We start from the raw sequence: 21,720 nt of genomic DNA, 5'->3' as shown, positions 1-21,720 counted from the left end.
AACTCGCCGCGCCGGGCGATCAGTTCTTGGGCTTCTCGGTCGGTTCGCTCTTGGGCTGCGGGGTCTGCTGCCCGCTGGGCACGCCTGGCAGTGAGCCGGATCCCGAGCCGTCGTCACCCGAGGCGCTCATCTGGCTGACCTTCCACTCGCCGCCCTCCTTGACGAGGGACAGCCGGATGAGGCTCTGCGGCGCCGAGTTCTGGCTCTTGCCGTCGCTCACCGTGATGTCGACGGCGACCACGACGGTCGCGAACTTGCCGTCGACGCTCCCCACATAGACCTGCTTGGTCTTGGACGTGAGGGCGGCCTGGGGGCTGGTCTTGAACGCCTGCGGCAGGGTCTGGGCCGTTGAGCTCTTGTACCTCTCCAGCAGGTCGCCCGCCATGAGCTTCTGGATCTTGTCCATCTGGCTCTGGTAGTTGGTGGCGTTGTAGGAGGTCGCGAGGTCCCCGAAGGCCGATGCCCGGGCGACGACGGCCGCGCGCTCGTCCTTCTCCCCGGCCGCGCCGCTCGCGCTGCGCCACTGCCAGATGGCCACGCTCGCCAGCAGCGCCACCAGGACGACGACCACGATCGCCGCGTTGCGGGGCAGGCCGAGAAGGGCCGGCTCTGCACTGCTCGCCGCTGCGGACGTGCGCCGGGCGGGTTTGGGCTCGGGCTCTTCCTCGGCTTCCTCGGCCTCCTCGTCCTCCGCCTCGATGATCTCGACCGGCGGCTTGGCCTTCTTGGCCGTGGCCGTTTTCGTGGCCGTGGTCGCCTTCTTGGCCGTGGTCGTCTTGGCGGCGGGCTTCTTCCTGGGGGCGGGCTCTTCGTCCTCGTCCTCGTCCTCGTTCTCGAGGGACTCGAGCACCTCGTCCAGATCCTCGTCCTCGAGCACCTCGATGACCCGCACGCGGCGCTTGCGCTTGGCGGCCGGCTTGGGGGCCGTCTCCTCGGTCTCCTCGGTCTCCTCGACCTCGCCGGCCACGGTCTCGTCCGCCCCGGTGCCGTCGCTCTCCTCGGTGACGTCCTTGGAGGTCTTGGCTGTCACTTGGGGTACTCCTCGGGTCGGAATCAGTCGTCTCAGGTCGGAATCAGTCGTCCTGGTCACCGCGGCGGCGCAGTCTGCCGATGCGGGACACGACGGGCACCGAGCCCATCATGACCTTGATCAGCACCAAGAGCGCAAGGAGCGGGGGGACGTAGATTAGCCAAGCGGGCGGCCCGCCGTCAGAGTCCGCCGACTGATTCGCGGCATTCTTTGCCTTCATGTCCGCCGCCTTCTGCACCGACGGGTCATGGGTCGGGATCGTCTGGCCGGGGTTCTTGGACTTGTAGGGCTTCTGCTTGGTCTTGATCGGGTCCCGCCCGTCCGGGCAGTTGGGAATCTTGTTCACGGTGGGCTGCGGCAGCGGGTACTTGTACTCCAGCGTGGCCGTCTTCCTGAGGGTGACCAGGAAGACCACGTTGAGCACCGGCTTGCCCTGGTCGGTGCCGATGATGTTGTCGAGCACGTTCTTCAGCGCGGGCGCCTGGCGGAGGGTGTCGCGCAGGTCGGGGAGCGCGGTGGGGTTGTGCTTGGTGATCCCGAGGGTACCGAGCGAGTCAATGGAGCATTCGAGGTCGTTGCCCGACTCGTCCAGCAGGGCGTTGAAGGTTCTGAGCAGCTGCGGGCCATCGTCGCGCAGCTGCGTGAGCTCGCCGCGAACCTCGCTGAGGGCGGCGGTCAGGGCGGCGACGTTGTCGATGCCGGCGGCCAGGCTGCCGCGGTTCTGCGCGAGCACGCGGGTGACCCTGCCGAGGTCCTTGGTGAGACCGTCCAGGAGCTCGCTGTTCTCTGCGAACGTGGCGGAGAGCTGGTCGCTGCCGGCGATGATCTGGCGGAGCGAGTTCTCGCGGCCGGACCAGCCCTCGGCCAGCTCGTGCGTGAGGACCTGGGCGTCCTCGGGCTTGATGGCCTTCAGCGTGTCGATGACCGCGCCGAAGAGGTCGCCGTACTTGGGCGGGACCTTCGTCTGCGACACCGGGATGACGGTGCCGGCCTTCATCTTCGGCCCGTCCGGATTGACCCCGGCCGGCGGCGTGAGCTCGACGACGGGCTCGCCGACGGCCGATTTGCGCGCCGCCTGCGCGGTGACGCCCTGCGGGATCTCGACACCCTTCTCGATGTCGAGCTTGACGACGACCTTGTCCTTCTGCAGCTTGACCGAGTCGATTTTGCCGATCCGGGTGCCGAGATAGTCGACCTCGAAGTTGGGATGCAGGCCGGGCGAGGACTGGAACTCGACGGTGATGTGGTACGGCCGGTCGATGAAGTCGAACCGGATGACGTTGTTGAACGCCCAGACCACCATGACGACGGCGAGGAGGGCGAACACGCCGAGGTTGATCGTGAGGCGTCTGGTCATCGCGGCGTCCTCAGCATCTTGTCGAGGTCCGGCAGGGCGCCCCGCAGTTCCTTGGGCACCTTGGTCGCCCCGGTGTTCTCGTTGTTGCCGGGCAGCCCTGGAATGACCGGGCTCCCGTCCGGCCACACGAGCCGTAGCAGCGGATAGAGCAGCAGCTGGCCGTCGTAGCTCGCCTTGGGGAGCTTGTCGGTGAAGACGACCAGGCCGTTGACGAGGTCGGTCAGCCGCTTGCGGTTGTTGCCCAGCTGGGCCAGCACCGGGTCCAGGTCGCGCAGCAGGCCCTTGAGGCGCAGCACGCGGCCTTCGAGGACCTTGTCGTTGAGCTCGCGGGCCATCCGGGTCAGCCGCGCGACGACGCTGAGGATCTTCTCCTTGTTCTCGCGCAGCAGCCGGGTGGTCTTCTCCAGCTCCACCGGTGCCCGTTCCAGATCGTCACTGCCCTTGGCCAGCGAGTTGCCGAGCTTGGCGAACTGGTCGACCGCCGTGCCCAGCTGCTGCCGCTGGTCGGCGAAGACCTTCAGCAGGTCTCCCGACTTGGCGATCAGGGTGTTGAGCTTCTGGCCGTTGCCGTCCAGCGCGGTCGCCCCGGCGTTGACCACGGTCGCGACGTCGTTGCCGGCCAGCGCCTTGAGCAGCGGGCCGGTCTGCCCGACGACCTCTTCGAACGCGGGCTGGACGCTGGTCCGGCCGATGTCGTTGCCGCTGGCCAGGTACGGGCCCTGGTCGAGCCTGCCGCCCGGCGGGAGTTGCAGGTCGACGAAGTTCTCGCCGAGCAGGGAGGTGACCTTGATCTCCGCGTTGATGTTCCGCGGGACCTGGATGCCGTCCTTGATGGACAGGGTGACGCGGGACCGGTAGGTCGCCTTGTCGAGCTCGACCTTGGTGACGCTGCCGACCTTGACGTCCGCCATCTGCACGCTGTGCCCGGCGACCAGACCCTGGACGTCGGTGAACGTGGCGTGCAGGGTGAGCCCGCCGCTGGGCGCACCGGCCGTCTTGTACGAGCAGCCCGTCAGCACCAGCACGGCGGCGAGCACGACGAACGGCAACCTGCGTGTGAACGGCCGCCTCATCAGTTGCCTCCGTTCCGCTGCTGCCCGTTCTGTTGCTGCCCGTTCTGCCAGGGACAGTTCGAGTTGGGCTTGGGCAGCGGGCAGTTCACGTCGTCCGTCTTGAGCAGGCCCTTGAGCCAGGTGCGCAGGAACGCGTCGGTGGCGAAGCGGATCTGCAGCGACTTGTTGCCGGGGTTGTAACCGCCGATGAGCGCCTCACCGATCCCCGGAAGGGCGTTGAGCAGGAGTGCCAGCTGCTTGGAGTTGCCCTTGAGCACGAGCGCGACCTTGGTGAGCACCGCCAGGTCGTACGGCAGCTGGCCCTTGTACTTCTGGATGAGCTTGTCGCCGTTCTTGGACAGCTCCAGGATCCCGGTGATGAGGTCCTGGATGTCGCCGCGTTCGGCGCTCAGCACCCGGGTCGCCTCACCGAAGTTGCGGATCAGCTGGCCGAGCACCTGCTCGCGGCCGCGGACCACGCCGGCGAGGCGGTCGAGGTTCTGCGCGACCTCGATGAGCTGCTTGTCCTGCCCGGCGACGTTCTCCACGAGCCGCGCGCTCTGCTCCAGCGTCGCGTTGAACTCCTTGCCGTTGCCCCGGAACGAGTCCGCCGCCTGGCCGAGTGCGTCCTGCATCTTGGTCGGGTCGAGCGCGTTCGCCAGATTGGTGAACGAGGTGAGCGCGTCGTCCACCTCGATCGGCACGCTGGTACGGGTGATCGGGATCTCGTTCGAGGTCTCCTTCGCCTGCCCCGGCTTCCACGCCGGGTGCAGCACCAGGTTGCGCTCGCCGACCAGGTTGAGCGGCACCACCGAGGCCTGGACGCCCTGCGGGAGCGGGACGTCGCCGCGGATGTGGAAGGTGACCTTGACCTTGTCGCCCTGGTTCTCGACCGAGTCGACCAGGCCGACGTCGGCGCCCATCACCTTGACCTTGGAATCCTTGTAGAAGGAACGGGCCTTGGGCAGGTAGACGGTCATCTTCCGGTCGCCGCCGGACGCGCCGGGGAGTGCCGAGCAGCCGCCGAGCGAGGTCGTCAGGACCGCGCACAGCCCCACGATCCCAAGCTTGCGGAATCTCATCAGTTGCCTCCGCCCTGGCCGCCCGAGCCACGCCGGGTGGAGATCGGCCCCGGCGGCTGGATCGGCCCGAGCCCGGTGAGCAGGCCCTCGATCCAGCGACCGTTGCCCTTGAGGTTGGCGACCTGGGTGAACGTCGGGCCCAGCAGCGAGAAGTCGGTGTTGAGCGCGTCCAGGTTGGGCGCCAGCCGGGTGGTCAGCAGGTGCAGGTTGTCCAGCAGCCTGTTGAGGTCGGTCTGGTGTTTGGAGATCACGTTCGACAACGTGCGGACCGTGCTGCTGCCCTGCCCGATCGTGGCCGCCAGCTCGTTGCGCCGCTCGATCAGCGTCCGCAGCAGGATCTGGCTGTCGGTGATGATCTGCTTGAGCTTCTCGTCCTTGGCCGCCAGCACGCCGGTGATGTTCTTGCTGTTCTCGATCAGCTTCTGGATCTCGGGCGTCGCGTCGTTCAGGGTCCGGCTGAGGGACTGCACGTTGACGAGCATCTGCCGGAGTTTCGGCGCGCTCGGCGACTGGATCTTCGTGATCTCGGTGAGCAGCTTGTCGATGCTCCTCTGGTCGAGCTTGCCGACGATGTTCTGCGCGCCCTCCAGGGCGTCCGGCACGGTGAACGGGACCTTGGTGCGGTTGAGCGGGATCCGCCGCCGCGGCTCGGGCACATCGGCCATGTACGGCTTGGCCACGGGACCGCTGAGCCGCAGGTAACGGCCGCCCAGCAGGGTGGTGGTCGCGATCTCGGCCTGGGTGGCCTGGCCGAGGTCGATCCCGGCGTTCACGTGCCACTCCACGATCACGTTGCCGTTCTTGAAGTCCGGCTCGACCGCGGTGACCCGGCCGGCCTTGACGCCGGCGACCCGGACGTCCTGGCCCTTCTTCAGGCCGGCGGTGTCGGCGAACACCGCGCTCATCGTGTAGCCGCGTTCGAACAGGTGCAGCTGCCCGACGGCGAACGCGAACACGCAGGCCGCGGCCAGCACCGACAGCGAGACAATGGCGACAAGCTTCTGGTTGACGTCGCGGAGGGACTTGAGCGCCATCAGCTGCCCCCCTTGCCCGTGAGCATCGCCTTGAGCTTGGCCAGGTCCGCCTGGGACGGGCCTTGCGATTGCGAGCCGGTATCCGACTTGGGGAACTCCATCGGGAAGGGACACGGTCCCTGCACGATGTTGAGGCACAGCGCGTTCGTGCGCAGGTAGTGCCCGCCGTTGGCCGCGGCGAACAGCTGGCGCAGTGTCAGCGGGAGGTTCTGCACCATCTTTTCCAGGTTGTCGACGTTGATCCGGAACGTCTCGGCGAACTTGCCGAGGTTGCCCACGATCCGGGCGAGCTGCGCGTCGTTGCCGCCGAGGACCTGGTTGAGGTTGGTGGTGACGCCGGCGACCTCGACGACCGCGTTCTCGAGCAGTTTGTGGTTGTTCGCGAACACCTTCGTCAGCTCGGCGAGGTTGTCGACGCTCGCGGCGATCTGGCGGTCGCGCACGGCCACCGCGCCGCTGACCGTCTCGTAGTCGTCGATCATCGACCGGATGGTCGCCTTGCGGGCGGCGAACGTCTTCAGCAGGCCGTCCAGGTTCTGGATCATCAGGTTGATGTTCTGCTCGTTGCCGTCCAGCGCCTGCGAGAACGAGAAGAGGATCTTGTTGATCTGGACCGGGTCGAGGTTGCGGGTGATCGGGCCGAGGCTGTTGACGATGTCGCCGAGGTCCACCACCGACCGCGTCTTCGGCACCCGCGCGCCGGGGGTCAGCTTGGCCTGGCTGTCGCCGGGTTCGAGGTAGACGATCCGCTGGCCCACCACGTTGCGCCAGCGGATGGCGGCGGTCGAGTCGTCGGGCACCCGGACGTCGTCGTCGATCTCCATCCCGACGACGGCCTTGCCCCGTTCGACCTTGATGCTCTTGACCTGGCCGACCGGCGTGCCGGCCACCTTGACGATGTCGCCCTCCAGCAGCCCGGTGACGTCGTCGAAGGTCGCGGTCAGCTCGTAGCGCTTGTTGAAGCTGGTCCCGAGGATCTGCTGGCCGATGAAGAACGTCAGCAGCCCGGTGAACGCGACGAAGACGGCGAACTTGGCCGTCACGCCCCACTGGGGTCCGCGCCCGGTCTTGCGGCTGAACAGGCTCATGGCCGGCCCCCCGTTCCCGCCCCGCCGTTGGCCGCGTTCGGGTTCGTTCTCTGGTCGAACGCGGTCTTCGCCGGCTTCTGCGGGCACACGTCCACGAAGATCCCGCACAGGTCCAGCGGCAGCGACGTCCTGGCCTGCGCCAGCAGCGACCCCTCCGGCCCGGGCACCCGGATGATCTGCCCCAGCAGGCCGAAGAACCCGTTCAGGCTGTCGAGCAGGACCGGCACGTTGCGGCGTTCCCGGGCCATCACCCGGGCGGCGTCGCTCGCCCCGTCGATGAAGGTGCCCAGGTTGCCGCCGTGCTGGTCGGCGAACGTGCCGACCCGGTCGGCGAGCTCGCCCGACTCGTCCAGGAGCTGCGAGACCTTGTCGGGCCGGCCGTTGAGCGCCGGTGCGAGCTGGTTGAAGTCACGGGTGAACGTCGTCCAGGTGCCGCCCTGGCCGCCGAGCGTCCCGCCCAGCAGCCCGATGTCGTTGATCAGGCCCTGGATCACCGCGCGGTTGGCGTGCGCCGCGTCGATCACCTTGCCGCCGTTGTCGATCGTGCGGCGCAGCGCCGGTCCCTGCCCGGACAACCCGGCGCCGAACGTGCGCACGATCGCGGCGACCTCCTGCGCGTTGATCGCCTTGGTGAGCCGGTAGGCGGGCCAGGCGGTGTCGGAGAGCTCCTGGGGGTCCTTGGTCTGCGCGATCGTGCCGCCGTCGCGCAGATAGGGTCCGTTGACTTCGTGCGCGCCGAGATCCAGCGCCAGGTCCTTGGGGCCGAACACCGAGACCGGCTCGATCCGGGCGCTGGTCGTGTCGGCCACCTTGACGCCCTTGTCGACCCGCAGCCGCACGGCGACCTTGCCGGTCTTGTCGAGCTGGACGCTCTGCACGGTGCCGACCGTGATGCCGCGGATCTTCACGTCCGACTTGCCGGGGTCCAGGCCCTGCCCGGCCCGGCCGAAGGTCGCGGTGTAGTAGGTGGAGCCCCCCGTGGCGGGCTGCGAGCCGACGGCCACGAAGATGGCGGCGGCGGCGATGACTCCGCCGCCGACCAGGCCGAAGGCCAGCCGGGAGGTATTGGAGAGTGCTTCCTCGCTCATCCGGTCAACCTCACTGTGCTGCCGTGCCCCCAGAAGATGTACGAGAGGACGAGGTTCATGAGGATCATGAGGATGGTCGACTCCCGGATCGCCCGGCCCGCCGCGACTCCGACGCCCACCGGCCCGCCCACCGCGTAGTAGCCGCGGTAGCAGTGGACGAACATGATGATGAACGCGAACACCGCGACCTTGATGACGCTGTAGAACACGTCGATCGGCGGCAGGTAGAGGTGGAAGTAGTAGTCGTAGATGCCGGGCGAGAGGCCGAAGTACTGGATGGTGATGAACCGGGTGGCCCAGAAGGCCATGAACAGCGAGACCAGGTAGAGCGGCACCAGCGCGATGACCCCCGCCGCGACGCGGGTGCACACCAGGTAGGCCAGGGAGTTGATGCCCATGACCTCCAGCGCGTCGATCTCCTCGGAGATCCGCATGGCCCCGAGTTCGGCGGTGAATCCGGTGCCGACCTGGGCGACGAGCGCGACCCCGGCGATGATCGGGGTTACCTCGCGGAGGTTGGAGTAGCTGGCCACCAGCCCGGTGAACGCCTCCGCGCCGATGCGTTCCAGGCCCGGATACCCCTGCAGGCCGACCATCGCGCCGGTGGCCAGCGACATCGTCGAGACGACGAAGATCATGCCGCCGCCGATCACCAGCGCGCCGACGCCGATGGTGATGTCGCTGACGTGCTTCATCAGCGTCTTGCCGTACTTGCGCCGCAGGATGATGTCGAAGAACAGGTGGTAGAGCACCCGGCCGAGGAAGATCGGGAGGTTGGCCGAGGCGATCAGGCCCGCCGACCGGTTCGAGACCGCCCGGCCGAGCTTGCGTACGGGGGAAATGGCGACCATCAAAACCTCGGGGGGAAGAGGACCTGGTAGAGCATGGTGAGCACGTAGTTGGTCGCGAACACCACGATCGAGGTGACCACCACTGCCTGGTTGACCGCGCGCCCGACGCCGACCGGGCCGTAGTCGCAGTTCATGCCCATGTAGCAGGCCACCGCCGCGGCGATGAAGCCGAAGATCCAGGCTTTGAACAAGGTGATCAGCAGGTCCGAGAACTGCAGCAGGGAGGTGGCGCCGTCGAAGAAGGCGCCCGGGCTGACGCCCTGCTGGATGACGTTGAAGTAGAAGCCGCCCATGACCCCGGCCAGGATCACGACCGAGCAGAGCAACATCGAGACCGTGCTCGCCGCCCACAGCCGGGGGGTCACCAGGCGGTGGACGGGGTTGATGCCCATGACCTCCATCGCGGCGAGCTCGTCGCGGATGTTGCGGGCTCCCATGTCGGAGGTGATGGCCGAGCCGCCGACGCCCGACACCAGGAGCGCGGCGGCGAGCGGGGCGACCTGCTGGATCATCGCGGCGACCAGCAGCGCGCCGGTGCCGGAGGCGGCGCCCAGCTGGCGGGCGATGTCGCCCACCTGAAGCGAGATGGTGGCGCCCAGCGGGACGGCGATCAGCATGACCGGAACGCTCGTCACCCGGGCGAGGAACCAGCACTGCTCGATGAACTCGCCCCACCACTGGCGGATGTCCCACGTCCTGCGGATGCCCTCCAGGAAGGTCACGGCGAGCAGGCCGGTCTCGTCGAGCGTGCGCTCGACGCGTCTGCGTGCCAGATCCGGGGCCTTGTTAAGGCCCTGCTTAACAGGCTTAACAGCAGGCGGGGCCATCAGCCGGAACCCTCCCCATCGGGGGCAGGTGGAAGGGTCACTCCAGCCTCCTTCTGTCTCGGACGTTGGCGCCCATCCGATTACCACAGGCCGCACTTTGGCATCGCTTGACAACTTCAGGCGCTGCCTGTGATCTGGAGCACTCTATTGGAAGAAGGTCTAGGAAGCGAGTACTTACATCCTGATTTGTCCGAAGCTACGATCAGCCAGTGCGAACCGAGACGCGAGGCCACGTAGATCCCCTGGTCGAGGGCATACATGACCGCTGGGAAGGCCAGGGGCTCCCCGGAGAACCCTGGGCCTTCATGACCATCTGCTCCCTCAGCCGCCTGAACCAGCTCGTGAAGAAGGCCCTCGACACGGAGCTGAAGAAGCTGGATCTGACCAGGACCGGCTACTTCCTGCTCACGACTCTGGCGCTCACCACCAACGGCCGGGCCCGGCTGAGCTCACTCGGGCGGATCCTGATGATGCACCCCACGTCGGTCAAGCTGACCGTTGACCAGCTTGAGGCAGCGGGCCTTGTCACCCGCGCCCGGCATCCGCATGACCGCCGCGCCACGCTGGTCCAGATCACCGACGCCGGCCTCGACCGTGCGGGAGCGGTCAACAAGGCACTGGAGGCTCCCGACGGCGCGCTCGCCGCACTCGGGGGGATGCATGAGGACGTCTTCACCGCACTGCAACCGGCGCGCCTCGCGATCGGCGATTCCGAGCTCTAGGCGATCAGCGATTCCGAGTTCTAGTGCCGACACGGGTGTGAGCATCTGCGTTCGGGTGTGAACCGTGTGTGACGTCGCATGCGTATCAAGTCGTCGACGGCATCACATTTCCGGCGATAAGGCACTCTATTCCCATGCCTCAGAGTCACCGCACCCGTGGACGCCCCCCGGCGTCCTCCTCCCGGCGGCGCTCCCAGCCGATGCCCTCGGAGCCCCGGGGGCCCGGCGTGGTCCGCCGCGTGCTCACCAGCAACATCACGATCACCGTGGTGGCCCTCGGCGTCATCCTCGCGGCGGTGCTGCTGGTCGACCTCGAAGAGCTGAGCGGCCAAAAGAGCACCCCGAAGGGGGCGGCCGACGGCCTGACCGCCAACGACATGCTCGCCAAGCTGAGCTCTTCCGACATGGACCCGATCGCCGCCGACGCGATCGCCATGGCCAAGAAGCGCGCGTACGAGCAGCAGCAGAAGGAACTCAAGGAGCTCAAGGAGAAGGCCAAGCGCGACGCCGCCGCCCGCAAGAAGCTGGAAGCCCAGCGGGAGCGCGAACGGCTCGCCAAGTCCAACCCCAGCGCCGCCCAGAACCGCGCTTTCGGCAAGAAGATGAACGCGCTCAAGGGCTGGGATCGTTGCTGGCCCTCGCTCAAGACGCTCTGGGAGCACGAGAGCAACTGGAACGAGCGTGCCGAAAACCCGTCCAGCGGCGCATGGGGCATCCCGCAGGCCCTCCCTGGAGACAAGATGGCCAGCGCGGGCTCCGACTGGCGCACCAGTTCCCCCACCCAGATCGCCTGGGGTCTCGGCTATATCAAGGCCCGCTACAAGGACCCGTGCGGTGCCTGGGCCTTCTGGCAGTCGCACAACTGGTACTGACGTGCGTACTGAGATGTTTGCGTACTGACATGGCCACGCGGATGTGGCGCTGATGCCGCCGCTCATGCGAGACGATGGAGAGATGCGGACCAGCAAGACGGGCCAGCCGAACAGCGCAGGTGAGGCGTCCGGCGGGCGGCAGTGGGCACGGGCGGACGCGACCCGGCAGGCGCTGCTGGCCGCGGCGCAGGAGGTCTTCGCCGACCGGGGCTACGCCGACGCAGGCATAGCGGAGATCGTCGAACGTTCCGGGATCAGCGTCGGCAGCCTCTACCACCACTACGGCGGCAAGGCCGGGCTCTACCTCGCGCTGTGGGAGGAGCTCACCAGCGAGCAGGAGGGCAGCGCCGCGAGCGCGGTGGCCGCCGCCCGCAAGGAGGGCGAGACCGACCCGATCACGCTGTTCATCGCCGGGGCCCGCGCATACCTGGAGGTCTGCTGGGAGCAACGGGAGGCGGCCCGGCTGTTCCACGGCGGCGAAGGGCCGTCCGGGTTCTCGCTGATGCGCCGCAGCCGCGCCCGCCAGTGGATCGGGCAGAACACCAAACTCCTGCGGGGCCATGACGGTGACCGTGCCACGCAGGTGCTGAGCCTCGTGCTCACGACCGTCATCGGCGAGGCAGGGCGGGAGATCGCCCTGGCGGACGACGAAGGGGAGGCGACAGAGATCATTGACGAGGTCTGCCGCATCCTCATCCGCCTCGCGCGCTAGGCTCGTTACCCGAACGCTCCCAGACAAACGGAGAATCCCCGCTCCCATGCCGACGTCCACCTGGTTCCGTCTCAACGTCGCCAAACGGGAACGCGTGCTCGAGGTCGCGATGCGCGAGTTCGGGGACCACGGCTACTCGACCGGAAGCCTCAACACGATCGCCCGCGAGGCCGGCATCGCCAAGGGCTCGCTGTTCCAGTACTTCTCCGACAAGCTGGAGTTCTTCGCGTTCGTCTGCGACGAGACCTCCCGGCGGATCCGGGAGGAGATGGAACGGCGGATCGCCGGCCTGGACTTCGACCAGTCCTTCGAGGAGTGGCTGTTCGACGTGCTGTGCGAGTGGACCGAGTACATGGCCGACCACCCGCTCGAACGGGCCGTCACCGCCGCCACCAACTTCGAGCTCGACAACGCGGTGCGATCGGTCGTGCGCGACACGGCCAACCAGCACTACCTCCAGGTCCTGCACCCGACGTTCGAGCTCTGGCAGCAACGCGGCGACATACGCGAGGACGCCGACCTGGACGTGGTGGCGACGTTGATGCTGATGGCACTCCCCTTTCTGGCGCTGGCGCCCTACTACGACGGACTCGATCCGATCATGGACCTGCGCGGCCGTACGCCCGCCGAGCAGCGTCCGGTGATACGCCAGTTCATCGCCGGGCTCCGGCCGCTCTACGCGCCGGTCAAATAGCCCGGTCGATATCGGCGACGAGCACGTCCATGTAGCGGACGGCGTATTGGGCGAGCCCTGGAAGCTCATCGGCGTCGGACTCGTCGAGCACACGCGGGTTGCTGATACGGCTGACGCGCCCCATCCGTTCGACGCCGCCGCGGCCTTCCGCGAGCAGGTTGCGCACCCAGTCGCTGTCGGCGCCGTACGGCAGGCCGATCACGAGCCGGTCGCCGCTCCGGAACGCGTTGACGGGCGTCCGGTACTCGCGTCCCGACCGGCGGCCCCGGTGCACGATGACCGCCCATGGCGGAAGGTAGGGGGCCCAGATCCCCTGGACGCGGTTGTTGACGGCTTTGTTGAACCGGGCCACCGATCTTGGCAGCAATACTCTGCTCATATCCCCTCCCTAACACTTCATCCCCTCCCTCACTACTTCTGGACCGATGATGACGATCAGAGAGACCTATCTCGGGGCGGCGGAGAGCGCCGTGGGCCTGCTGGCCGACCCGGCGGTCGCCGCGGAATGGCAGGAGCCGAGCGCACTTGCGGACTTCACGGTGGGCGGCCTCGCCGCGCACCTGGCGTTCCAGATCTTCTGCGTGCCGTCCGTCCTGGCCGAGGCGCCCGGCGACGAGGAGCCGATCGGGCTGCTGGACCACTACGCCCGCGCGGCCTGGGTCGACGCCGGCCTGGACGACGAGCCGAACGTGGCGCTCCGCAGGCGGGGTGAGGAGCTCGCCGCCGACGGCGCGGAGCAGACGACCGCACGCGCGGAGAGAACGGTGGCGGACCTCCGGGACGTGCTGGCGGACGAGCCCGCCGACCGCGCCGTGCTACTGCCGTGGAACGGCTGGTCGTTGTTCCTCGACGATTTCCTCGTCACCCGGACCATGGAGCTCACCGTTCACTCCGACGACCTCGCGGTCAGCGTCGGCGTGCCGACACCGCCCGCCTCCCCCGAGGCGGCCGATGTGGTGGCGGTGCTCCTGACCCGGCTGGCGGTGCGCAAGCACGGGCTCACACCGGTGCTGCGCGCGCTCAGCCGGGCCGAACGAGCACCCGAGACGATCGCAGCGTTCTAGCCGAGCCCGGCAGGCGAGGTGCCGCAGCAGCCCTGCTCGTTCTCCCTGCTCGCGGCCGTTCCAGAGTCCTGCGAGATTTTTCCGCGAGCATGTCGTATCGGCGTCGTCGGCTCCGACCAGTAGGTAAAGGCACCCGCCCGGGGGGCCACCCCGAAGGGAAGACGACGATGACCGCGACGCACTCCGCCGCCACGACGAAGACCGCCGGCCGCAAGGCGCACATCGCGCTCTGGGTCCTGCAGGTACTGATGGCCCTCGTGTTCCTGATGGCCGCGTTCACCAAGTTCAGCGCGAACGCCCAAACCGTTGAGGGATTCGAGAAGATCGGATTCGGCTCGTGGTTCATGTACTTCATCGCCACGGTCGAGCTGGCGGGTGCGGTCGGCCTGCTGGTGCCCGTCCTGTGCGGCCTGGCCGCGACGGGCCTGTCCGCCCTCCTGGTCGGCGCGGTCATCACCCAGCTGATCGTGGATGAGCCCGCCACCGCGCTGATCCCGGCCGCCTACCTGATCCCCATCGCCCTGCTCGCCTGGGGCCGCCGCCGCAACACCGAGCAACTCCTGCGTCGCGTCGGCCGCGCATCCTCCTGAGGCCCGGACAGGCCGATGCCGGGTCGCCCTAGGGCGACCCGGCATCCGCGTTCGTTCGTTCAGGGGATCAGAACGGTCTTGCCCTTGGCCCTCTCCGTCTCGGCGAGTGTGTGGGCCTTGGCGACCTCGGCTAGCGGGAACTCCCGTTCAACGTGGACGCGCAGCTTGCCCGCCTCCGCCAGCACTCCGAGGCTGACCAGGTCGGCGCCGGAGGGTGTGACGGACACGGTCTCGAAGCGCATTCCGTGGCGCTCCGCCTCGTCCGCGGTCAGGCCCGGGTTGTGGCCGATGGCGGTGACGAGAAGACCGCCGGGACGGAGCACGCGCAGCGAACGGGGTGCGTACTCGCCGCCCACCAGATCGAAGACCACGTCCACCGGACCGGCCGTGGCGGCGAAGTCGGCCGCCGTGTAGTCGATCAGCTCGTCGGCGCCGAGATCCTTCAGAAACGGGTGGTTGGCTTCGCGCGCGGTGGCGATGACGTGGGCGCCGCGCGCCTTGGCGATCTGCACTGCCAGGTGACCGACCCCGCCGGCGGCGGCATGGATCAGGACCCGCTGCCCGGGCTGGACGGCCGCGATGCCCACCAGCGCCTGCCAGGCGGTGAGCCCTGCCAGTGGCAGGCCCCCGGCCTCGGCCATCGACAACGCGCGCGGCTTGGGTGCGAGGTCCTTGTCCGGCGCCGTCATGTACTCCGCATATGCACCTGCCTCTGCGGGGAAGCTCGCCAGGCCGAAGACCTCGTCTCCCACCTCGAACCGGGTGACGCCCTCCCCGATCTCCTCGACCGTTCCTGCCAAATCCCAGCCGAGCACGGACGGCGGCTCGGGAAAGGGCGGGAAGTACCCGGCGCGGACGGCCGCGTCGACCGGGTTGATCCCCGCCGCGCGCACCCGGACCAGCACCTCCCCACGTCCGGGCCGTGGGCGTTCGATCTCGGTGCCGACGAGCACTTCCGGGCCGCCGAACGAGTGCTGCGTGATGGCGAACATCAGTCCTCCAAGTTAGTTGACGTGAGGAATATCTACTGAACAGATGAATATCTTAGATATATTCCTCGCGTCAACTATCCGCGCATCAAGTAGGCTCATCCCGTGACCGAGGACCTCTTCGACGACCCGCGCCTGACCACGATGGGCCTGCTCTTCGAGGCGCACGAGGGGCTGGTGGGCAAGCTCGAGCCCGTCTGGCAGAAGAGCGGGCTGTCAGGCCTGGACTTGAACGCGATGATGCGGCTCAGCCGCTCGCCTGAGCAGCGGCTGCGCATGAGCGACCTCGCCGCGCAGACCGCGCTGTCCACCAGCGGCATCACCCGGCTGGTCGACCGGCTCCAGCGCGCCGGGCTGGTACGCCGCGAGTCGTTCCCCGGCGACCGGCGGGCCACCTACGCCGTCCTCACGCCCGACGGCGCCGAACGGCTCGAGCAGGTCCTCCCCGACTATCTGGCCACGATCGAGCGGTGGTTCACCGGGCTGCTGACACCCGAACAGCTCGACGGCCTGCTCACCGGCCTGCGTGTCATCCGCGACGCCGTCCACCCGGACGCCGCCGCCCACGATTGACCGCCTCCTACGACTGACGGTCGGCGCGCCTGCCGGTGCACGGCATGCGCGTCCGGCACGTACAGCCGGAGGAACGCGGGCGTCGCCGACCAATTCCTAGATGAGGCCGGTCAGTAGTAACCCTCGACGGGGACGCGGGCCTCGTCGAACAGGGCCGGGCCTTCCTGGGGTACGGACGGGAAGCCGCCGCCGGGCTTGAGGGATGAGAGCTGCTCGTTGGAAAGAGCGAAGACGACACGGCCGAGGCCGGACCGTTCGATGGCGCCGGTGCACATGTTGCACGGCTGGCAGCTTGTGTAGAGCGTGGCGGCCGCCGCGGTTTCGGCGTCGAGCTCGCGGGCTGCCCACTTGGCCAGCTTCAGCTCGGGGTGCAGGCTGATGTCGGCGTCGGTGATGGTCGAGTTGCGTTCTTCCTTGAGGATCGTGCCGTCCGCCGCCGCGAGGAGTGAGCCGAACGGGGGGTTACCGGACGCGCGGGCCTCGGCGGCGAGCGCGATGGCACGGCGGAGGAGCTTCTCGTCGATCACGTCGTGTCCGTTCGTACGTTGGCGGCCACGGTCGCGAGGGCCTGCCAGGCGTGTTCGGGGTGGAGGGTCTCGTCCGGGTCGCCGTTGAACGGATCGAGCAGGACGGTCCGGGCGCCGAGTCGGCGCAGGTGCTCCAGGTCGTCCATGACCTGGTCGATCGTGCCCTCACCGGCCTTCCGGTCGGCGCCGGTGACCGGCGTGCCGGTGAGCCGCAGGCAGATGCGGGGAGCCAGCGGCGGGACGGGCTTCTCTTCCTTGTCCGCGATGGCCTCCAGCCGCTCCAGCGCCTCTTTCAGCCAGGGAATCGTGAAGCGCAGCGGGTGCCATGCGTCACCGAGCCGGACCGCGCGGCGAAGGCCGGCGTCACTGTTGCCACCGACCCAGATCGGGAGCGGTCCGCTGCGGTAGTCGTACTCGTCGTCCCAGGCGGCGCGCACGGCCTGGAGGTACTCGTCCGTCAGCCGTCCGCGCTGCTCGAACGGCACGCCGAGCGCCTCGAACTCCTGCCGGGCCCAGCCGACGCCCACGCCGAGGATCAGCCGGCCGCCGCTGAGCTGGTTGAGGTTGGCGGCCATGCGGGCGATGAGCAGCGGATGGCGGTACGGGACGATCAGCACGGTGGTGCCGAGCTGGACCCGCGAGGTGACGCCGGCCAGGTAGGAGAGGGTCGTGAAGGGTTCGTAGAACGGCGCCGGATACTGCTCGGCCACGTCGGGCGTCACCGCGACGTGGTCGGAGACCATCAGCAGCCCGAAGCCCATCCCCTCAATCGTCTGCGCCCAGCTGCGCAGCATGGCGGGGTCGGTGCCGGGACCGAAATTCGGGACGTTCACTCCAAGAAGCACCCGTTCAGGCTATCCAGGTGATCCACACGGATTGAAGGGTTTTCTCACGGTCGGCTTCGCTGCCGGCCGTGAATCTGCCGGTAAATTCGAGAAATGGCCGAGAATCTCGACGCGACGGACTGGGCGATCCTCGCCGAGCTCCAGCGCGACGGCCGCCTCCCGCTGACCGAGCTGGGGCGCCGGGTGAACCTCAGCGCCTCCGCTGTGACCGAACGGGTCAAGCGGCTGGAGTCGGAGGGCGTCATCACCGGCTACCGGGCCGAGGTCGACCTGGCGAAGGTGGGCTACAGCGTGCTCGCCGTCGTGCGGCTAAAGTACCCCGGCAACCAGCACCAGCCCCTGCACAGGCTCCTGGACGAACGGCACGAGATCCTCGAATGCCTCCGCACCACCGGTGACGACTGCTACACGCTCAAGGTCGCCGCGACCTCCATGCCGCACCTCGAAAACATCATGGACGAGCTGGCGCAGTTCGGCAGCACGACGACCAATGTGGTCTACAGCCAGACGCTCCCCTACCGAGGCCCTCAGGAGCCCTGAGCGAAGCGGGCGACGACCGCGGGATCGAGGAACGCGGTGATCTCGGTGATCAGGTTGTCCTCGTTCAGCGTGAAGACGTTGAGGGCGCCGAGGTTGAAGCGGCCGTTCTCGTCGCTCTGGTAGCACAGCAGGGCGATTTGACCGTTCGCGCGTGTGGGGACCATCCGCCAGGGCGTGGCGAACACACGTTCCCTGAGGAAGGCGCCGACGTCGTCCCGGCCGTCGAACCACGCGGGCAGTGGCGGCATCGTGAACCTTACGTCCCGCGTGAGCATCCCGAGGATCGTCTCCACATCCGCGCGTTCCCAGGCGACCACCATGGCGTCAACGAATTCTCGTTCGGCCTCCTCACCGAGAGCGCGCAGCGTCGCCTGCTGGCTCCGGGCGGGCACACGTTCGTCAACGGTCTTGCGGGCCCGCTGCAGCGCGCTGTTGACCGAGGCGACGCTCGTGTCGAGGGACTCGGCGACCTCGGCCGCGGAAAACCCGAGCACCTCGCGCAGGATGAGCACGGCGCGCTGGTTGGCGGGCAGGTGCTGGAGCGCGGCGACGAACGCGAGCTCCACGCTCTCCCGCAGCTCGTACCGTGTCTCCTCGTCGGGATAGGCCTCCAGCCACACCGGGCCGGTCACGGGCTCACCAAGGTCGCCATCGGGCGGGATGGCGGGACCGTAATCGGCGGAGAGGATGCGACGGGGCCGCTTGTCCTGGAACCGCAGGCAGGCGTTCGTGGTAATTCGGTAGAGCCACGTACGCAGCGAGCTACGCCCCTCGAACGTCGCCAGTCCGCGCCACGCCCCGAGCAATGCGTCCTGGAGGGCGTCCTCCGCATCCTGGACCGAGCCGAGCATCCGGTAGCAGTGCGCGTGGAGCTCAGACCGGTAGGGCGCCACAAGCCGGCCGAACGCCTCCTCGTCGCCACGGCGTCCCGCTTCGAGCAACTCCGTCTCGTCCCCCATAACCGCAGCTTAGGGCCGCTCCGCCGGCGGCGGGGCGGATCACGATGAGACGGTGGTCGGTTCCGTGCGGGTTCTGGTCTCCAGGAAAGCGAGCACGGCCATCGAGGCTGCGGCGAGCAGGAGGAGCACGACATGGACCCACAGGTTTTCGAGTGGCTCGGTTCCCTGATCGTTGCGGATGACGGTCTCCACCTTGGCGGTCAGCAGGCCGTGTCCGCCGAGGACCGCGGGCACGACCAGCGCGCCGAGGACGGCCGGTGAGGACGGGTCCGCCCATACGCCGACGGAGGCGATCAGGGCCGTGACTCCGGCGACGAGAAGGCCGAGGAGCAGCGCGTTCGCCGGGTTGGTCCGCTCGGCCATCAGCGGCAGGAGCAGCGCGGCGGCCCCGCACCCGACGGCCGCCGACCAATTGCGCCGGGAGAAGTAGACGGCGACACCGCCGGCCACGACGCCGAACGCGACCCAGAACCACATCCGGACAGAGTGGAAGCTCTCGACGTTGATGAGTTTCGCCGCCGGGCTCGACATTCCGATGAGCGCCACCGTGGCAATGGCGGTGCCTATCGCGGCGCGCACGCCTGCGGCAATCGCGCAGACGATGGCGGTCGCGAGCAGCACCAGCGAGCCGGTGACGGTGTAGGTGCGGTAGTCGGCGAGCAGGGCGGCCGGAATCAGGGACACCATGGCCACCGATCCGGCGAGCGTCACGCGAAGGCCGGGATCCCTGTCGGGGCCGGCCAGTTCGGGCCGGTCGCCATAGTTGCGGTGCAGCATCACCAGGAGGAACGCCCCGCCGATCGCCGCGAGGATCATCCCGTCGTGCACGAGCTGTTTGAGGGCCTCCCCCGCATTGGGCAGATTGCCGCCGGGCCCGAGGATCAGAATGCGCGCGAACCACACGTCCGTGCTCGCACCGAATATCTGCGCGCCGAATCCCGCGCCGATCAGAGCCGCTCCGACGCCGCGTTCTCCGATGTGGCAGAGGCGGATGCCCGCGCCCAGCGTGCCGATGAGCACGAGCTGCGCGGCGCCGGTCGCCAGCGCCGAAACCGTCCGGTAGAGGGCGCCGCCGGGCGGCAGGTCGTACGGCGCGATCAGATGGGCATACTCGTTGGGCAGAGTCAGAACGACTCCGGCGAGCAGCAGCCACGGCCAGGTCCGCCGCACCGACCAGCGCAGGGCCAGGAGGCCGAGGACCGCCGCCAGCGCCATCGCGACCGCGGCCGCCACGGAGATCCGCCCCGCGTTAATCCGGAAGAGGTCTGCGATACCCGGTGCGCGGCCGCCCTTGTCCAGGGGAGCGGAGGCGTTCGACACCACGCCGAGCGTGCCTATCGAGCAGAGCAGCACGGCGCCGATCATCAAGAAGCGCCCCACGTCCGGGGCCGGCACGTCCTGGGTCGGCACGTCCTGTGCCACGCGACCACCTCGGCTCAACGGATGACAATAATGTCCGTCACCTACGCCCTCGAATACTCACTTCAAGGGAAATGGAGCAGCCTCTCAAATCGAGTTGGCTGCTCCATTCTCACGAATGACAATTCTATGGTCGGCTGCCATTCGGGACGAGAAGCGGGACGTGGCCGGAAGCGGCGATCAGAGGCGCTGGCCGGGCTTGTCCACGAAGCCGACCTTGACCAGGCCGCCCCAGCCGAGGATGTCTCCCCTCTTCCGGGGCATGTTCCCGTCGTCCGCCTTGCTGAGGTGGTTGCGGACGGCGATGGCGCGGAAGCCGAGGTACTGGTGGGTGACCGGGTCGACCATGATCTCGTTCCGCAGGTAGCCCTCCTCGATGCGGAAGAAGGTCACGCCGGAACGACCCGCGATGTCCGCGGCCTTCCCCTCGTACTTGACGCCGGGAATCTGCCCGAGCGCGCGGTACATCGCGGACCGCAGCTTCGCAGGCAGGGCCACATCCCGCATCCAGATCTCCATGATCTGGAACATCCGGGACGCGCGTTGTTCGGCGGTCGCCTTGGTCGGACCGTTCTCCTTGTCGATGTTCCGGCCGACCTCGGCGAGCAGCGCGGCGGGTTCGGCCGGCAGGGACAGCAGGTACGGGTAGTCCGAACGCGGCGACGCCGACGGCACCGCCCCCACGGCCCCGGTCTGGGTCTGCAGCTTGCCCTTGTCCATGAACGCCGTCTGCTTGCCGTCGACGCTGCGCCACTCTTCGCGGGTGACGCGGCGGTCGGGCGGGCCGAAGAGCGATCCACCGGCGCCCTTGGAGGACGAGGCGTGCAGGGACTTGGTGTACGACCACTGGCCGGGGCGGGGGCGGTCATCGGTGGCGCCGGGCCCGAGGGCGTTGGTCCTGTTGCCGGTGCCCGTCGTGCGGTGCGTCTTGCCGTCGAGGTTCTTGATGAGCAGGGTCGGCCCGGCGATCAGAACGGCCGTGGCGGCGCCCACGGCGAGCAGGCCCTGGGCGGAGGTCAGCCGCGGCAGGCGGAACGAGCGGCCGGTCCGTCGCGTCCGGGCGTCCAGCAGCCGGGAACGGGCGCGGGCCTTGGCGGCGTCGTCATAGGGCGGCACCTCGGGACGTGCCTTCCGGAAGACAGTGATCTCGTCGTCGTTCATGCCAGGGACTCCTCGTTCGTCGCCATCGGGTTGTCGCCGCCCAGCGCGCGGCGCAGCTTCTTGCGGATGCGGTGCAGCCGCGAGCGGACGGTGCCCAGCGGCACCCCGAGCGCCTGCGCCGCCTCCTCGTAGGTCAGGTCCGCCCAGGCGATGAGCAGCAGCAGGTCACGGTCGGCCGCCGTCAACTGGGCGAGCACGGCGGCGAGCCGGGGCTGCAGCCGCTCGGCCGTGACCCGGGCGGCGCTGCGTTCGTCGAACGACTCGGCCGCCTCCCGCTCCCTGCTGCGGGCCAGCGCGCGGTTGCGGCGAACCTCCGTGCGGCGGTGCGCGCGGACGAGGTTGGTCGCGATCCCGTACAGCCAGGGCCGGGCGTCGGGGCGGGCCAGGTCGTAGCGGCCGCGCTTGCGGAACGCCGTCAGGAACGTCTCGGCCACGACGTCCTCGGCCGTCTCCGGTCCGAGCCGCCGGGCGACGTACCCGTAGATCTCGTCGCTGTGGCGGTCGAACAGCGCCGCGAATCTCTCCGGTTGCGACAACGACTGCCGCAGCAGCGCGGCGTCGCTCTCGTCCTCCGGAGAGGCGGCGGGGGTATCGAGAGGCGCGGTCAACATGAACCACGTCCAGTCATAAGGGTCCTCCGTGTG

At 68.5% G+C, this 21,720-nt stretch carries 25 protein-coding genes; 8 read left to right on the top strand and 17 right to left on the bottom strand.

The window, feature by feature from the left end:
- Positions 1 to 19 precede the first annotated feature (19 nt).
- Genes ACH34W_RS17910 through ACH34W_RS17870 form a run of 9 tightly spaced genes read right to left on the bottom strand, consistent with a single transcriptional unit; the run spans position 20 to position 9,409 of the window.
- Positions 20 to 1,030, bottom strand: a complete 1,011-nt coding sequence (locus ACH34W_RS17910) for a hypothetical protein (protein ID WP_395962028.1) — start codon at positions 1,028 to 1,030, stop codon at positions 20 to 22.
- 43 nt (positions 1,031 to 1,073) lie between these two features.
- Positions 1,074 to 2,387, bottom strand: coding sequence for an MCE family protein (locus ACH34W_RS17905; protein ID WP_395962027.1), 1,314 nt, complete (start codon positions 2,385 to 2,387; stop codon positions 1,074 to 1,076).
- Positions 2,384 to 3,460, bottom strand: coding sequence for an MCE family protein (locus ACH34W_RS17900; RefSeq protein WP_395962026.1), 1,077 nt, complete (start codon positions 3,458 to 3,460; stop codon positions 2,384 to 2,386). The genes ACH34W_RS17905 and ACH34W_RS17900 overlap by 4 nt, the downstream gene beginning before the upstream one ends.
- Positions 3,460 to 4,521 carry an MCE family protein gene (locus ACH34W_RS17895; protein WP_395962025.1) on the bottom strand — a complete coding sequence of 354 codons (1,062 nt, stop codon included), beginning with the start codon at positions 4,519 to 4,521 and terminating at the stop codon, positions 3,460 to 3,462. Before ACH34W_RS17895 ends, ACH34W_RS17900 begins: the two co-directional genes overlap by 1 nt.
- On the bottom strand, positions 4,521 to 5,555 hold the full coding sequence (locus ACH34W_RS17890) for an MCE family protein (RefSeq protein WP_395962024.1): 1,035 nt from the start codon (positions 5,553 to 5,555) through the stop codon (positions 4,521 to 4,523). The genes ACH34W_RS17895 and ACH34W_RS17890 overlap by 1 nt, the downstream gene beginning before the upstream one ends.
- On the bottom strand, positions 5,555 to 6,643 hold the full coding sequence (locus ACH34W_RS17885) for an MlaD family protein (RefSeq protein WP_395962023.1): 1,089 nt from the start codon (positions 6,641 to 6,643) through the stop codon (positions 5,555 to 5,557). Before ACH34W_RS17885 ends, ACH34W_RS17890 begins: the two co-directional genes overlap by 1 nt.
- Positions 6,640 to 7,731: an MlaD family protein gene (locus ACH34W_RS17880; protein WP_395962022.1), complete on the bottom strand. Its 1,092-nt coding sequence runs from the start codon at positions 7,729 to 7,731 to the stop codon at positions 6,640 to 6,642. Before ACH34W_RS17880 ends, ACH34W_RS17885 begins: the two co-directional genes overlap by 4 nt.
- Positions 7,728 to 8,582, bottom strand: a complete 855-nt coding sequence (locus ACH34W_RS17875; RefSeq protein ID WP_395962021.1) for an ABC transporter permease — start codon at positions 8,580 to 8,582, stop codon at positions 7,728 to 7,730. Before ACH34W_RS17875 ends, ACH34W_RS17880 begins: the two co-directional genes overlap by 4 nt.
- The gene (locus ACH34W_RS17870) at positions 8,582 to 9,409 is read right to left on the bottom strand and encodes an MlaE family ABC transporter permease (RefSeq protein ID WP_395962020.1); all 828 of its coding nucleotides are present in this window, start codon (positions 9,407 to 9,409) and stop codon (positions 8,582 to 8,584) included. The genes ACH34W_RS17875 and ACH34W_RS17870 overlap by 1 nt, the downstream gene beginning before the upstream one ends.
- A 305-nt stretch (positions 9,410 to 9,714) precedes the next feature.
- Here ACH34W_RS17870 and ACH34W_RS17865 point away from each other — a divergent pair, with 305 nt between their 5' ends.
- From ACH34W_RS17865 to ACH34W_RS17850, 4 genes are all read left to right on the top strand, one after another.
- Positions 9,715 to 10,131 carry a MarR family winged helix-turn-helix transcriptional regulator gene (locus ACH34W_RS17865; protein WP_395962019.1) on the top strand — a complete coding sequence of 139 codons (417 nt, stop codon included), beginning with the start codon at positions 9,715 to 9,717 and terminating at the stop codon, positions 10,129 to 10,131.
- A 134-nt stretch (positions 10,132 to 10,265) separates the two neighbouring features.
- The gene (locus ACH34W_RS17860) at positions 10,266 to 11,003 is read left to right on the top strand and encodes a lytic transglycosylase domain-containing protein (RefSeq protein ID WP_395962018.1); all 738 of its coding nucleotides are present in this window, start codon (positions 10,266 to 10,268) and stop codon (positions 11,001 to 11,003) included.
- An 82-nt stretch (positions 11,004 to 11,085) separates the two neighbouring features.
- Positions 11,086 to 11,715 (top strand): TetR/AcrR family transcriptional regulator, encoded by a 630-nt coding sequence (locus ACH34W_RS17855; RefSeq protein ID WP_395962017.1) that lies wholly within the window; start codon positions 11,086 to 11,088, stop codon positions 11,713 to 11,715.
- Positions 11,716 to 11,761: 46 nt separating this feature from the next.
- Complete coding sequence (locus ACH34W_RS17850; protein WP_395962016.1) at positions 11,762 to 12,409, top strand: TetR/AcrR family transcriptional regulator; 648 nt, start codon at positions 11,762 to 11,764, stop codon at positions 12,407 to 12,409.
- Here the strand turns inward: ACH34W_RS17850 and ACH34W_RS17845 are convergent.
- Positions 12,402 to 12,788: a nitroreductase family deazaflavin-dependent oxidoreductase gene (locus tag ACH34W_RS17845; protein ID WP_395962015.1), complete on the bottom strand. Its 387-nt coding sequence runs from the start codon at positions 12,786 to 12,788 to the stop codon at positions 12,402 to 12,404. The genes ACH34W_RS17850 and ACH34W_RS17845 overlap by 8 nt on opposite strands.
- Positions 12,789 to 12,834: 46 nt before the next feature.
- Here ACH34W_RS17845 and ACH34W_RS17840 point away from each other — a divergent pair, with 46 nt between their 5' ends.
- Positions 12,835 to 13,473, top strand: coding sequence for a maleylpyruvate isomerase N-terminal domain-containing protein (locus ACH34W_RS17840; protein WP_395962014.1), 639 nt, complete (start codon positions 12,835 to 12,837; stop codon positions 13,471 to 13,473).
- A 167-nt stretch (positions 13,474 to 13,640) separates the two neighbouring features.
- On the top strand, positions 13,641 to 14,063 hold the full coding sequence (locus ACH34W_RS17835) for a DoxX family protein (protein WP_395962013.1): 423 nt from the start codon (positions 13,641 to 13,643) through the stop codon (positions 14,061 to 14,063).
- A 59-nt stretch (positions 14,064 to 14,122) separates the two neighbouring features.
- Here ACH34W_RS17835 and ACH34W_RS17830 read toward each other — a convergent pair whose 3' ends face one another.
- Positions 14,123 to 15,055 (bottom strand): NADP-dependent oxidoreductase, encoded by a 933-nt coding sequence (locus ACH34W_RS17830; protein WP_395962012.1) that lies wholly within the window; start codon positions 15,053 to 15,055, stop codon positions 14,123 to 14,125.
- Between the two features lie 102 nt (positions 15,056 to 15,157).
- Here ACH34W_RS17830 and ACH34W_RS17825 point away from each other — a divergent pair, with 102 nt between their 5' ends.
- Complete coding sequence (locus ACH34W_RS17825; protein WP_395962011.1) at positions 15,158 to 15,625, top strand: MarR family winged helix-turn-helix transcriptional regulator; 468 nt, start codon at positions 15,158 to 15,160, stop codon at positions 15,623 to 15,625.
- A 110-nt stretch (positions 15,626 to 15,735) separates the two neighbouring features.
- Here ACH34W_RS17825 and ACH34W_RS17820 read toward each other — a convergent pair whose 3' ends face one another.
- Entirely contained in the window at positions 15,736 to 16,152 is a 417-nt protein-coding gene (locus ACH34W_RS17820; protein WP_395962010.1) for a nucleoside deaminase, read from the bottom strand.
- Positions 16,149 to 16,997, bottom strand: coding sequence for an LLM class flavin-dependent oxidoreductase (locus tag ACH34W_RS17815; RefSeq protein ID WP_395962009.1), 849 nt, complete (start codon positions 16,995 to 16,997; stop codon positions 16,149 to 16,151). The genes ACH34W_RS17820 and ACH34W_RS17815 overlap by 4 nt, the downstream gene beginning before the upstream one ends.
- A gap of 93 nt (positions 16,998 to 17,090) precedes the next feature.
- On the opposite strand from ACH34W_RS17815, the gene ACH34W_RS17810 reads away from it, so the two are divergent.
- Complete coding sequence (locus ACH34W_RS17810) at positions 17,091 to 17,537, top strand: Lrp/AsnC family transcriptional regulator (RefSeq protein ID WP_395962008.1); 447 nt, start codon at positions 17,091 to 17,093, stop codon at positions 17,535 to 17,537.
- Here ACH34W_RS17810 and ACH34W_RS17805 read toward each other — a convergent pair.
- From ACH34W_RS17805 to ACH34W_RS17790, 4 genes are all read right to left on the bottom strand, one after another.
- Positions 17,525 to 18,496 (bottom strand): sigma-70 family RNA polymerase sigma factor, encoded by a 972-nt coding sequence (locus ACH34W_RS17805; protein WP_395962007.1) that lies wholly within the window; start codon positions 18,494 to 18,496, stop codon positions 17,525 to 17,527. The genes ACH34W_RS17810 and ACH34W_RS17805 overlap by 13 nt on opposite strands.
- Before the next feature lie 39 nt (positions 18,497 to 18,535).
- Positions 18,536 to 19,918 carry a hypothetical protein gene (locus ACH34W_RS17800; RefSeq protein ID WP_395962006.1) on the bottom strand — a complete coding sequence of 461 codons (1,383 nt, stop codon included), beginning with the start codon at positions 19,916 to 19,918 and terminating at the stop codon, positions 18,536 to 18,538.
- A gap of 177 nt (positions 19,919 to 20,095) precedes the next feature.
- The gene (locus ACH34W_RS17795; protein ID WP_395962005.1) at positions 20,096 to 21,076 is read right to left on the bottom strand and encodes a CU044_5270 family protein; all 981 of its coding nucleotides are present in this window, start codon (positions 21,074 to 21,076) and stop codon (positions 20,096 to 20,098) included.
- Complete coding sequence (locus ACH34W_RS17790) at positions 21,073 to 21,687, bottom strand: RNA polymerase sigma factor (protein ID WP_395962004.1); 615 nt, start codon at positions 21,685 to 21,687, stop codon at positions 21,073 to 21,075. The genes ACH34W_RS17795 and ACH34W_RS17790 overlap by 4 nt, the downstream gene beginning before the upstream one ends.
- Between the last annotated feature and the right edge of the window lie 33 nt (positions 21,688 to 21,720).

The organism is Actinomadura sp. 6N118, assembly GCF_044326415.1.
Taxonomy (GTDB): Bacteria; Actinomycetota; Actinomycetes; order Streptosporangiales; family Streptosporangiaceae; genus Spirillospora.
The sequence above is the reverse complement of the archived record's forward strand: the minus strand, read 5'-3'. Positions and strand labels throughout refer to the sequence as shown.